The sequence below is a fragment of the Streptomyces roseirectus genome, from assembly GCF_014489635.1.
In the GTDB taxonomy this organism is placed as follows: domain Bacteria; phylum Actinomycetota; class Actinomycetes; order Streptomycetales; family Streptomycetaceae; genus Streptomyces; species Streptomyces roseirectus.
On sequence record NZ_CP060828.1, the window covers coordinates 9,852,509 to 9,864,965 of the forward strand.

The 12,457-nt window shown below is 73.5% G+C and carries 12 protein-coding genes; 10 read left to right on the plus strand and 2 right to left on the minus strand.

Translation table 11 applies throughout. From position 1 onward, the window contains the following. The first annotated feature begins 106 nt into the window (after positions 1-106). From IAG44_RS42495 to IAG44_RS42525, 6 genes are all read left to right on the plus strand, one after another. Entirely contained in the window at positions 107-985 is an 879-nt protein-coding gene (locus IAG44_RS42495) for an asparagine synthase-related protein (RefSeq protein WP_425508507.1), read from the plus strand. 23 nt (positions 986-1,008) lie between these two features. Further along, a complete protein-coding gene (locus IAG44_RS44920; RefSeq protein WP_425508508.1) occupies positions 1,009-2,178 on the plus strand; it encodes an aldehyde dehydrogenase family protein in 1,170 nt (389 codons plus the stop codon). Positions 2,179-2,267: 89 nt separating this feature from the next. After that, on the plus strand, positions 2,268-3,386 hold the full coding sequence (locus IAG44_RS42510) for a hypothetical protein (protein WP_187752346.1): 1,119 nt from the start codon (positions 2,268-2,270) through the stop codon (positions 3,384-3,386). Between the two features lie 50 nt (positions 3,387-3,436). Then, positions 3,437-4,798, plus strand: a complete 1,362-nt coding sequence (locus tag IAG44_RS42515; RefSeq protein WP_187752347.1) for a sensor histidine kinase — start codon at positions 3,437-3,439, stop codon at positions 4,796-4,798. Between the two features lie 44 nt (positions 4,799-4,842). After that, positions 4,843-5,496 (plus strand): response regulator, encoded by a 654-nt coding sequence (locus IAG44_RS42520; protein WP_187752348.1) that lies wholly within the window; start codon positions 4,843-4,845, stop codon positions 5,494-5,496. A 55-nt stretch (positions 5,497-5,551) separates the two neighbouring features. Next, positions 5,552-6,061 (plus strand): MarR family winged helix-turn-helix transcriptional regulator, encoded by a 510-nt coding sequence (locus tag IAG44_RS42525; protein WP_246563222.1) that lies wholly within the window; start codon positions 5,552-5,554, stop codon positions 6,059-6,061. A gap of 1 nt (position 6,062) precedes the next feature. Here the strand turns inward: IAG44_RS42525 and IAG44_RS42530 are convergent, their stop codons facing one another. After that, positions 6,063-6,743: a response regulator gene (locus IAG44_RS42530; RefSeq protein WP_187752349.1), complete on the minus strand. Its 681-nt coding sequence runs from the start codon at positions 6,741-6,743 to the stop codon at positions 6,063-6,065. Then, on the minus strand, positions 6,740-8,296 hold the full coding sequence (locus IAG44_RS42535; RefSeq protein WP_425508553.1) for a sensor histidine kinase: 1,557 nt from the start codon (positions 8,294-8,296) through the stop codon (positions 6,740-6,742). Before IAG44_RS42535 ends, IAG44_RS42530 begins: the two co-directional genes overlap by 4 nt. Positions 8,297-8,410: 114 nt before the next feature. Between IAG44_RS42535 and IAG44_RS42540 the strand changes: the two genes are divergently transcribed. The 4 genes from IAG44_RS42540 to IAG44_RS42555 are packed head-to-tail and all read left to right on the plus strand — an operon-like array spanning position 8,411 to position 12,432. Next, a complete protein-coding gene (locus IAG44_RS42540; RefSeq protein WP_187752351.1) occupies positions 8,411-9,433 on the plus strand; it encodes a Bug family tripartite tricarboxylate transporter substrate binding protein in 1,023 nt (340 codons plus the stop codon). A 44-nt stretch (positions 9,434-9,477) separates the two neighbouring features. After that, complete coding sequence (locus tag IAG44_RS42545; RefSeq protein ID WP_187752352.1) at positions 9,478-10,461, plus strand: Bug family tripartite tricarboxylate transporter substrate binding protein; 984 nt, start codon at positions 9,478-9,480, stop codon at positions 10,459-10,461. Continuing rightward, entirely contained in the window at positions 10,458-10,955 is a 498-nt protein-coding gene (locus IAG44_RS42550) for a tripartite tricarboxylate transporter TctB family protein (protein WP_187752353.1), read from the plus strand. Before IAG44_RS42545 ends, IAG44_RS42550 begins: the two co-directional genes overlap by 4 nt. A gap of 1 nt (position 10,956) precedes the next feature. After that, positions 10,957-12,432, plus strand: coding sequence for a tripartite tricarboxylate transporter permease (locus tag IAG44_RS42555; protein WP_187752354.1), 1,476 nt, complete (start codon positions 10,957-10,959; stop codon positions 12,430-12,432). Positions 12,433-12,457: the final 25 nt, after the last annotated feature.

The window sequence follows — 12,457 nt, forward strand, 5'->3', positions numbered from 1 at the left end:
CTCCGCGTCATGCTCTGGCCTGGCTGCCTGGTTACTCCAGGTCCCCGTCCGTGAGTGCCGCGGCGGTGGCGCTCACGAAGGCTTCCGGGTTGTCCAGCATGATGTTGTGTCCGCAGTCCGGGATCGCGACGACAGAGACCCCGGCCTCGCTGAGGGCGTCGGCCTCCTGTCGGGCGGCGTGGACAGCTCGCTCGTGACGGCCCTCGCGGCGAAGCTGCACGACAGACCTGTCCGCACCTACTCGATCGGCTTCGGCGCCGAACTCCCGGGCGAACTCGGCCACTCGGGCCTCGCCGCCGCCCACTGCCGGACGCGGCACCGCGTGCTGACGGTCTCCGCGACGGCCGTCGCCGGCGACGGGCTCGGCGTCGTCCTCAACGGGGAGGGCGCCGACCCGGTGTTCGGCGGGCCGAAGAACCTGCCGATGCTGGTCCAGGAGATGCACGCACGCGATCCTTGGTCGGAGGACCGGGCCACCGCCTACCTGCGGTCGTACCGCAAATGCTGGACCGACCTGCCGGACCTCCTCACCGCCGACACCCTGGCCGCCCTCGCCACCGTCCCGCCGCCCCAGCGGTTCGTCGAGCCCCACCTCACCGGCCCGCACCGCATGCCCCACCTCCTCAACCAGCTCCTGCACTGCAACCTGCGCACCAAGGGCGCCCACCACATCCTCACCAAGGTCGAACGCCTCACCGCCTCCCAGGGACTTGAGGGCCGCGCCCCGCTGTTCGATCGCCGGGTCGTGGACCACGCCTTCACCGTCCCTCCCACGCTCAAACTCCGGGGCACGGCCGAGAAATGGGTCCTCAAGGAGGCCGTGCGGGACCTGCTGCTCGGCCGCGAAGCCCGCCGGCGCGGACTCTGGCGCCCCGACACCGTCCGCACCTGGCTGCGCGGCGACGGCACGCTCCTGCCCAGGCAGGGCGGCAAGCTGTGGCTCGTGCTCACCCTGGAGCTGTGGCTGAGGGCCTACGACCTGTGAACCGCACGGAAGGGAACCACCCCGTGAACACCACCCTGCCGGACCCCCGCACCGGCCGCCCCCGGGGCACCTCACCCCTTAGCCGCGCCCCCGAGATCCGCAAGGTCGTCACCGACGCCCGCGGCGCGGCGGCCGGCTGGCGGGCGCTCACCCCCAGGGACCGCTCACGCCGCCTGGAGCGGCTTGCCGCCCTCGTGGAGGAGCCCGCCGCCGCGTACATGGCCCACGAGACCGCCGGCACCGGCAAACCCGACACCGAGACCGCCGGGGAGGTGGAACAGGCCGCCGACCTCCTCCGCTTCTACGCCTCCGCCGTCCGCGCCCAGACCGCCCCCGCCGCAGGACGGCTGATCGACGGCCACGAGAGCTGGGTGCGCTGGGAACCCCTCGGGGTCGTCGGGGTCGTCGTCCCCTGGAACTACCCCCTGACGATGGCCGCTTGGCGCTGCGCGCCCGCCCTCGCCGCCGGCAACACCGTCGTCGCCAAGCCCGCCGAGACCACCCCCGACACCCTGGGCCTCGGCGTCCTGACGGCGGTCCCCGGCGACCGCGAGACCGGGCGGCTGCTCGTCGAGGCGGACGTCGACATGGTCGCCTTCACCGGCAGCGCGGCGGCGCCCGCCGACACCTGGACCCAGCTCCTGAAAGCGTGCACCTGCAACGCCGGACAGAGCTGCGCCGCCCCCGCCCGCGTCATCACCCTGCGCGAGAACCACGAGCAGACCGTCGCTGCTGACCGTCCAGCAGGCCGACACCCCGGACGCGGCCGTCGCCCTGGCCGACGGCGTCCCCCAGGCCCTCGCCGCCAGCGTCTGGACCCAGGACCTGACGACCGGACTCGACCTCGCCGCCCGCCTGGACGCGGGCGAGACCTGGCTGAACTGCCACCTCGCCCAGACCGCCGAACTCCCGCACGGCGGCCGGGGCGCCTCCGGCCACGGAACCGACCTGAGCACACTGGCCCTGCACGAGTACCAGCGCCCGAAGACGGTCACGGCGAGGCTGGTGCGAGGATGAGGAAACCACTGATCGCCTGGGCACAACTCGTGTCGGGCCTGACCCTCACGGCGCTTTCCTTCTTCCAGGTGATCACGGAGATTCCGTACTCGACCTTCGCGGTGCTGGGCGGCGGTTTCCTCACCGTCGACGGCTACCGGAATCTCCGTGCCTTGCGGGGCCCCCACGAACCCTGACCGTCCGGCCGATCGGCCCGCGTCCCTGGCCGATCGGCAGCAGCGCCCCACCCCCGCCGCCCCCTAGCGTTCCGGGTGGACGAGGACGCGTGGAACGGGAGACGCAGATGGAGCAGCGGGGCGACGGGATGACGACGGAGTTCGGCGTGGACGTCGTGCGGTCGTTGGCGCGGGCGCTGAAGGTGGCGGTCAGGGTCGACCTGGCGGCCGTCGGGACGGACACGGTGCTCGAGGACCTGGTGGGGGAGACGGAGACCGGGGACGCGGTCGCCCCGGGCATGCGGAAGGCCGGTTCGCTCGGCGGGCACATCAGGGCGCTGGCCACCGGCGGGAGGTGGGTGAGCGCCGACGACGCGGAGGCCGTCGAGGACGCGGAGGTGGACGCCGTCTGGCGCGAGGCGCGTTCGCTGTACCGGTCCCAGAAGCCCGGCCCGGCCGAACTGCCCGGCATGACCGGGGCGTTGCGGGCCTGCCTGCTCCACGCCCTGGACGCGGCCCGCGCCGAGGGCGCGCTCGCGGTGCGCGAGCGGCATGTGGCCCGCGCCCTGGTGGAACGGCCCGGCACCCGGGCGCGGGAGGCGATGACGCTGGAGCGGATCGACCCGGCCGCCGCGCTGGAACGGATCGCCGCCCTCGGCCCGGACGAGGCCCTGAAGTCCGTCGGCGTGGGCATGCTGCGGATGGGCGGGGCGTTCGGCAGAAGGCGCAACCCGATCACGCGCGTGATCGGTTCCCTGGCCTCGGGCAGCGGCGTGAACGGCTCACCCGTGCTGGGCGCGGTCGTCTCCGAGGCCCTGCGGCAGGCGACCCGGCAAGGCAGGGAGGCCGCGGGCACGGCGGACCTGCTCCTGGGCATCCTCGCCCTCGACCGGGGCCTGCGCCTCTACGGCCGCGCACTCCCCGACGACCTCACGACCGCCAACTCCGCCGCGGACCTCCTGCGCGGACTCGGCGTACGCGAGGACACCCTGCTCGCGGCGGCCACCGCCCTGCCCTCCAACCCCGGGAACACCGACGCCGCGAAGCTCACCCCCGCCGCCATCCGCGTCACTGACGTCGCCCGCCTCCGCGCCGCCGAGCACGGCGCCCCCACCACCGGCACGGTCCACCTGCTGGCCGCCCTCCTCGACGACAAGACCGCCGTCGGCCTCCTCGACCTCGACGTCGACGCCCTGCGGGCCGACCTGACACCCCTGCTCGGCGCGTGACACCCGACGGCTACCGTTCCTCCTGCGAGAACGGCGCTGGAAGGGAGAACATGCGTCATCTGCTCACAGAGATAAGGGTGTTGAGGGTGCGCGAGGAGGCCACGGCGATCAGATCCGCCGTACGCGGCGCCGACCCCCGCACGGCCCGCCGCGAGATCATCCTGTGCGCGAGCGCGGCGGCCTTCTCCCTGATGCCGCTGTTCCTCGCACCCCCGGTCCGCCCGGTGACGGCCGTCCTCGAAGCGCTGTGGGCGACGCTGCTCGTCCCCGCCCGCAGACTGCGGCCCGCCGCCGCGATGCTGGGGGCATCAGCCCTGGTCGTGGGGGCGAACGTGTGGACGATGGCCGTCGTCCCGCTCGTCGTGCTCGCCGCCGCGCGCCGGGTCGAACGTCCGTGGCGGGCCATCGGACGGTCCTGCGCCCTGTTCGCCGTGCTGGCCCTCGCCAAGGTGCTGATCGTGTCCGACGACGTGCTGGTCACCCTCGGCGGCGGAGCGCTCTCGGGGGTGATCGTCCTGGTGCTGCCCGCTCTCGCGGGGCTGATGCTCGGCAGACGCCGCCCCCTGGTCAGGCTGCTCAAGGAGCGCAACGCCTACCTCGAACAGGCTCGCGTGCTCACCGACGAGGCGGCCCGCATGCAGGAACGCAACCGGATAGCGGGGGAGATGCACGACCTCCTGGGCCACCGCCTCAGCCTCATCTCCGTGCACGCCGGAGCCCTCGAACTCGCCGCCGACCGCCAGGCACCCGCCCTCGCCGGCCAGGCCGAACTCCTGCGCACGACCGCCGGAACGGCCCTGCAGGAGCTGCGCGAGATCCTCGGCGTCCTGCGCCACACGGACCTGGCGGGCGAGGAGCGCGGCACCCGCGAGGACATTACCGCACTGGTCACCGAGTCCCGAAAGGCGGGCAGCGCCGTCGAACTGGACTGGGCCGTCCCCGAAACCACAGAGGTGGGGTTCCGGACGCGGCAGGCGATCCACCGGCTGGTGCGGGAAGGGCTCACCAACGCGCTGAAGCACGCGGCCGGGGCGCCCACACGGGTGGTCGTCAGGAACGCGGGCGGCGGGGTCGAGGTGTCGGTCGTCAACGAGGCGCCGCGCGCGGAGGCGCGCTCGCAGGGCGGGACCAGCAGCGGGCTGGTGGGCTGCCAGGAGCGGGTCTCGCTGCTCGGCGGGACCTTCGAGGCGGGGGCGCTGCCCGGCGGCGGGTTCCGGGTGGCGGCATGGCTGCCCGCGGAGGGCACACGGACGCCCGTCGAGCCGGGCGGCGGCCAGGGGACATGGGCCCCGGCGCCGGACCAGGTGCTGACCTGGCCCCGCGTCCTGGGCTCGGGGTGCCTGGCGGTGACGGTGGTGCTGCCGACCGTGGCGTTCCTGGTGATCCTGCTCGTGGCCGAGGTCGTCAGGTGAGCGCCAACTCCCTTCCACCGCACGGGTTCTCCTAGACTGAGCCGATGATCCGAGTCCTGATCGCCGACGACGAGGCGCTGATGCGGGCCGGCATCCGGCTGATCCTGGAGAACGCCGACGACGTCAAGGTCGTCGCCGAGGCCGGTGACGGCCGCGAGGCCGCCGAGGCGTGCCGCGTCCAGGAGATCGACGTGGCCCTCCTCGACATCCAGATGCCGGGCCGCGACGGCATCGCTGCGGCCGAGGACATCGTCCGCCTCTCGCCCCGCACCCACGTCGTCATGCTGACCGCGTTCGGCGAGGAGGCGAGCGTCACCCGCGCCCTGCGGGCCGGCGCGAGCGGCTTCCTCCTCAAGGACACCGGCCCCGCCGACCTGATCCGCGCGGTGCAGCTCGCGGCGCGCGGCGAACCCGTCCTGGCGCCCCGCATCACCCGCCGGCTCCTCGACCGGCACGTCCGCACGGGCCGCGACACCGAGGCCGCCCGGCGCCGCCTCGCCGGCCTGACACCCGCCGAACTCGACGTCCTGCGCCTGCTCGCCGAGGGCCTGTCCAACGCCGAGATCGCCGGCCGGCTCCACCTCAGCGCCGGCACCGTCAAGGCCCACATCAGCCGCATCCTCACCCGCACCGACTGCGCGAACCGCGTCCAGGCGGCCGTCCTCGCCCACGACGCGGGCCTGGTCGACGAGGACTGAACCCAGAACGCTGCCGAGAAAGCTATCCACCGAGCGATGGTCTACAGTGCGGAGGGTGACGACGACACCCGACCCCGTGGACACCTGGATCGACGGATGGCGCACGGAACTGCCCGAGTCCGTGTTCGCCTCGACGGAACTCACGAAACGCATCCTGTTCCTCTCCGCCGAACTGGAGTCGGCCATGCGGCGCAGGCTCGCCGACTTCCAGCTCACGCCCGCCGAGTTCGACGTCCTCACCGCGCTGCGCCGCACCGGTGACCCCTACCGGATGAAGCCCAACCGCCTCGCCCGCGCCCTCATGCTCTCCAGCGGCGGCACCACCAACGTCACCCACCGCCTCGTCGCCCGCGGCCTCGTCGTGCGCGAGGCCGACCCCGAGGACGCCCGCAGCACCTGGCTGCGCCTGACCCCCGAGGGCGTCGACACCGCCGAACGCGCCGTCGTCAGCGTCGGCGAGGCCACCCAGAGCGACCTCTTCGACGGCGCCCCGACCGACCTGGTCGAGAAGACCACCGCCGCCCTGCGCGAACTGTTCGCCGCCGCCCCGCGCCTGCGCAGATAGCTCACACCCGCCACCCGTACCGCCGCTCCGGCCGCCCCGTCACCCCGTACCGCAGGGACACGGTGGCGCTGCCCGCCGTGTGGAAGTACTCCAGGTAGCGCCGCGCGCTCACCCGGGAGATCCCCGTCAGGGCCGCGCACTCCGAGGCCGACAGCACCCCGTCGGCCTCCCGCAGGGTCCGCTCCACCAGCTCGGCCGTCTCCACGCTCATCCCCTTCGGCAGCGTGGCGCTGCCGGCCGCGCCGGTCCCCGCGAGGACCCGGTCCACGTCCGCCTGACCGCGCACGACGGTCGCGAGGAGCCGGGAGCGCCGGGCCGCGTACCGCTCCAGGCGGGCCCGCAGGTCCTCGTACTCGAACGGCTTGAGCAGGTAGTCCACCACCCCCTGCCGCACCGCCCCGCGCACCGTGTCCGCCTCCCGGGCCGCGCTGATGACCAGCACGTCGCAGTCGTGCCCCGCCGCCCGCAGCCGCGAGACGACGTCCAGGCCGAACACGTCCGGCAGATACAGATCCAGCAGCACCAGGTCCGGGCGCAGCCGGGCCACCGCGCGGATCGCCTCCTCCCCGCTGCCGACCGCGCCGACCACCCGGAACGGCCCGACCCGCTCGACGAACGTGCGGTGGACCTTCGCCACCATGAAGTCGTCGTCCACCACGAGAACATCGATGTCCCGGCTCACCGGCCCGCTCCCTTCGCCGCCCTGACCGTCATACGGGCCGTGAACACCGCCCCGTCGACCTGGATCTCACCGCCGTGCCGCTCGCACACCAGCCGCGTCAGCGCGAGCCCGATCCCGCGCTCGCCGCCCTCGGCGGCCTTCGTCGTGAACCCGTGCGTGAACACCTCGCGCGCCAGCTCCGGCGCCACCCCGGGCCCCGAGTCACGCACCACGATCTCCACCCCGGTCGCGTCCTGCCGCACCTCGACCTCCACCCACGCCCCGTCACCGCCCGAGGCCGCCGCGTCCACCGCGTTGTCCACGAGATTCCCGACGACCGTGGCGACATCCGCCGCGTCCTCCGGCGCCAGCCGCTCCAGCGAGGTCCGCTCCGACACCCGCAGCGTCACCTTCCGTTCGGCCGCCAGCGACGCCTTCGCCGTCAGCAGCGCCGCGACGGCCGTGTCCCGCACCCGCCGGCTCAACGTCACGTCCAGCGACTGCCGGCGCTTGTTGAGCGCCCGGATGTAGTGGACGACCTCCTCCTGCTCCCCGATCTGGATCAGCCCCGAGATGGTGTGCAACTGGTTCGCGAACTCGTGGGCCTGCGCCCGCAGCAGCTCCGACGTACTGCGGAACGCCCCGATCTCCCGCTCCAGGCGCGCCAGTTCCGTCCGGTCCCGCAGCGTCGTCACCGACCCCAGCAGCCGCCCGTCCTTCGCGACCGCCATCCGGTTCAGCACCAGCACCCGCCCCCGGCGCACCACGACCTCGTCGCGCCGCTCGGCGCCCTCCGCGAGGACGTCCCGCAGCCGCCCCTCCACGCCCAGCTCGGCCAGGCTCTGGCCCACACAGTCCTCCGGGAGGTCCAGCAGCCGCCGCCCCACCTCGTTGACCAGCGTCAGCCGGGCCTGCGGATCCAGCGCCACGACGCCCTCCGCGATCCCGTACAGCATCGCCTCCCGGTGCTCGGCGAGCCCCGCGATCTCCCGGGGTTCGAGCCCCAGCGTCTGTCGCTTGACGCGCCGCGCCAGCAGCCACGACCCGGCGAGCCCCAGCACCCCGGCGACCCCCAGATAGGCCAGCAGGTACGACGACGCGCCGCTCAGGCGCTGCCACACCGTCGGCGACACCTCCCCGATCATGACCGTCCCCACCTGCTCGCCGACACTGCCGCTCGCCTCCGACAGCACCGGCGCCCGCGCCACCAGCTCCCGGCTGCCGTCCAGCGTCACCGAACCCGACCAGCCCCGCCCCTGCCCGCCGCCCCGCGGCAGCGGCCGGCCCACCAGCGTCGGGTTCGTCGCGGCGACGACCCGCCCGCCCGCGTCGGCGACCGTCACCGACGACACCCCCGACTGCGCCTGCGTCGAGTGCACCAGCGGCGCCAGCGCCTCCTGCGGCGCGGGCCGCGTGAGCCGGCTGCGCACCAGCGGGTTCGCGGCCAGCTGCTCGGCGAGCGCGCCGACCCGGCGGCCCTCCACCCGGTGGAACGTCACCTCCGACTGGCGCAGCGAGATCGCGGCCACCGCCACCAGCACGACCACCACGATCGCCGTCTGGAGCACCAGCATCTCGCCCGCGAGGGTGTGGCGACGAAACGTGGTACCCACCGTCCACTCGATCTCCGCGGCTGCTGTGGCGCACAATCATGGCGCCCACCGGGCGGTTTGCGGAAGAGAGGTGCCATGAGGAATCGGCTGCGGCTGGCCCTGCCCGCGCTCCTGCTGGCGGGCGCCTGCGCGGACGGTTCCCGCGACGGGCTGCGGATCATGGTCCCCAACACGCCGGGCGGCGGCTACGACACCACCGCCCGCGTCATGGCCCGCGTCATGGACAGGGCCGGCATCGCCGCCGACGTCCAGGTCTTCAACCTGCCCGGCGCGGGCGGCACCGTCGGACTGCGGCGCACTGTCAATGAGCACGGCAACGGGCGCCTCGCCCTCCAGATGGGCCTCGGCGTCGTCGGCGCCTCCCACCTCACCCGGCCCGAGGCGACCGTCGCCGACACCACCCCGCTCGCCCGCCTCATGGCGGAGGCCAGCGCCGTCGTCGTCCCCGGCGCCTCGCCCTACCGGAGCGTCGGCGACCTCGTCGACGCCTGGCGCGCCGACCCCGACCGGGTCACCGTCGGCGGCGGCTCCTCGCCCGGCGGCCCCGACCACCTGCTGCCGATGCGCCTCGCGAAGACGGTCGGGATCGTGCCCCGCCGGGTGCGGTACGTGGCCTACGACGGAGGCGGCGGCGAACTCCTGCCCGCCCTGCTCGACGGCAAGGTGACGTTCGCAACCAGCGGGTTCGGGGAGTTCGTCGACCAGATCGACGCCGGACAACTGCGGGTCCTCGCGGTCACCGGCTCCGCGCCCGTCCCGGCCCTGCCCGGCGTCCCCACCCTCACCTCCGCGGGGATCGACCTGGAGTTCACCAACTGGCGCGGCGTCGTCGCCCCGCCCGGCATCAGCACCGCCGACCGTGAGCGCTGGACGAAAGCGCTGACCGCGCTGCACGAGACACCCCAGTGGCGGACGGAACTGGCCCGCCGGGGATGGACCGACGCGTTCCTGACCGGGGACGCGTTCGGGGAGTTCCTGGAGGAGCAGGACGCGTTCGTCGCCGGGCTGGTGACCCAACTCGACCTGGCCCGACCACAAAGACCGAAACCTCCACTGCTTCCGCAAGCGCGACACACCCCCGGCACGCGGGCACCCTGAGGGCACTCCCGCACCCCGCACACATCGGACAGGTGGTGGCACCCGTGCGCCTGCGCACCCCGCTCGCCCTGCTCGGCGCGGCGATCCTGCTGCTCCTCGGCCCACCGCTGCTGGCCACCGGCAGCGGCGCCGAGACCGGCACCCAGATCCCCGGCCTGCGCTTCATGGTCCCCAACACCCCCGGCGGCGGCTACGACATCACCGCCCGCACCGCCGCCCGCAACGCCGAGGACACCGAACTCACCCGCAACATCGAGGTGTTCAACCTCCCCGGCGCCGGCGGCACCGTCGGCCTCGCCCGCCTGGTCAGCGAACACGGCAACGGCAGGCTCGCCATGTCCATGGGCCTCGGCGTCGTCGGCGCCGTCCGCTCCAACCACGCGCCCAAGACCCTCGCCGACACGACCCCCGTCGCCCGCCTCACCGAGGAACAGGACGTCGTCGTGGTCGCCGCCGACTCCCCGTACAAAACCATCGGCGACCTCATCGACGCCTGGCGCGAGCACCCCGCCAAACTCCCCGTCGGCGGCGGCTCCGCGCCCGGCGGACCCGACCACCTCGCCCCGATGCTGATGGCCCGGGCCGCCGGCATCACCCCCAAGCAGGTCAACTACATCCCCTTCGACGGCGGCGGCGAACTCCTCGCCTCCATCCTCGGCAGCAAGGTCGCCTTCGGCGTCTCCGGCGTCGGCGAATACCTCGACCAGATCACGTCCGGCGAACTGCGCCTCCTCGCCGTCACCGGCACAAAACGCGTCCCCGGCCTCGACGCCCCCACCCTCAAAGAGGCCGGCTACGACGTCGAGTTCACCAACTGGCGCGGCATCGTCGCCCCGCCCGGCCTCGACGACGACGAACGCGACCGGCTCATCGCCCTCTTCGAGGAACTGCACGCCTCCCCCGCATGGCAGGACTCCCTCGAGCGCAACGGCTGGGACGACGCCTTCCTCACCGGCGACGCCTTCGGGACCTTCCTCGACGAGCAGGACGCGCGCGTCGTGTCCGTACTGAAGGAGCTGGGCCTGTGAACCGCACCTGGCTGCGCGAACACTCCGAACTCGGCGTCTGCGCCCTCCTGCTGGCGCTCGGTGTCCTCGTCCTCACCGACGCCGTCACCATGGACGTCGCCATCGCCCAGCGCGGACCCGTCGGCCCGCGCACCGTGCCGATCGCCGTCGGCGCCGGACTGCTGCTGATCGCCGTCCTGCTCGCCGTCGACGTGCTGCGCGGCGGACGCGGCGAGGCGGAGTCCGGCGAGGACATCGACCTGACCGAACCCGCCGACTGGCGCACCGTGCTGGGCCTGGCCGGGGTGTTCCTCGCCGCCGCCGTCCTCATCGACCCCGTCGGATTCCCGATCGCCGGGGCCCTGCTGTTCTGGGGAGCCGCGTTCGTCCTCGGCAGCAGGCGCTTCGACCGCGACCCGCTGATCGCCGCCGGACTCTCCTTCGCCACCTACGTCCTCTTCGACCACCTGCTCGGCGTGCCGCTGCCCGGCGGCCCCCTCATGGGAGTGCTGTGACATGGATTCCCTCACCTCCCTCATGGACGGCTTCGGCACCGCCCTCACCCCCGTCAACCTCCTGTGGGCCGCCCTCGGCGTGCTGCTGGGCACCGCGATCGGCGTCCTGCCCGGCATCGGCCCCGCGATGGCCGTCGCCCTGCTCCTGCCGGTGACGTACGGGCTGGAGCCGACCGGCGCGTTCATCATGTTCGCCGGGATCTACTACGGCGCGATGTTCGGCGGCTCCACGACCTCCATCCTCCTCAACACGCCCGGCGAGAGCGCCGCCGTCGTCGCCGCCATGGAAGGCAACCCCATGGCCAAGTCAGGGCGCGGCGCCCAGGCCCTCGCCGCCGCCGCGGTCGGCCACTTCGCGGGCGGCATGATCGGCACGATCCTCCTCGTGGTCCTCGCGCCCACGGTCGCCGACCTCGCCGTCGACATCGGCGCGCCCGACTACTTCGCCCTCATGGTCCTTGCGTTCATCGCCGTGACCTCCGTCCTCGGCGCCTCCCGGCTGCGCGGCCTCGCCTCCCTCCTCATCGGCCTCACCCTCGGCCTCGTCGGCCTCGACCAGATGACCGGCCAGCAGCGTCTCACCTTCGGCTCCCTGCAACTGGCCGACGGCATCGACGTCGTCATCGTCGCCGTCGGCCTCTTCGCCATCGGCGAGGCCCTGTGGGTCGCCGCCCACCTCAGACGCACGACCGGCAAGGCCATCCCCGTCGGACGGCCCTGGCTCGGCCGCGACGACGTCAAGCGGACCTGGAAGTCCTGGCTGCGCGGGCCGTTCATCGGGTTCCCCTTCGGCGCGATCCCCGCCGGCGGCGCCGAGATCCCGACCTTCCTGTCCTACGTCACCGAGAAACGCCTCTCCAAGCACCAGGACGAGTGGGGCAAGGGCGCCATCGAGGGCGTCGCCGGGCCCGAGTCGGCGGCGTCCGCGTCGGCGGCCGGGACGCTGGTGTCCATGCTGACGCTGGGGCTGCCGACCACCGCCGTCGCGGCCGTCATGCTCGCCGCGTTCCAGCAGTACGGCATCCAGCCGGGGCCCCTGCTCTTCGAGAACGAACCCGACCTCGTCTGGGGGCTCATCGCGTCCCTGTTCGTCGGGATGGTGCTCCTGCTCGCCCTGAACCTGCCGCTCGCACCGGTGTGGGCCAAGCTCCTGCAGATCCCCCGGCCCTACCTCTACGCGGGCATCCTCTTCTTCGCCGCCGTCGGCGCGTACGCGGTCGGCGGGGAGGTCGTCGACCTCGTGATCCTGCTGGTCATCGGGCTGATCGGGTTCGGGATGCGGCGCTACGGGCTGCCGGTGCTGCCCGCCGTGATCGGCGTGATCCTCGGGCCCAACGCCGAGCAACAGCTGCGGCGGGCGCTGCAGATCAGCGACGGGAGCGTGTCCGGGCTGGTGAACACGCCGTTCTCGGTGACCGTGTACGCGGTCGTGCTGGGCGTGCTGCTGTGGCCGGTGCTCAAGAGGGTGCGGCGTTAGCCGAACCGGCGGGCAGGGCTTTCAC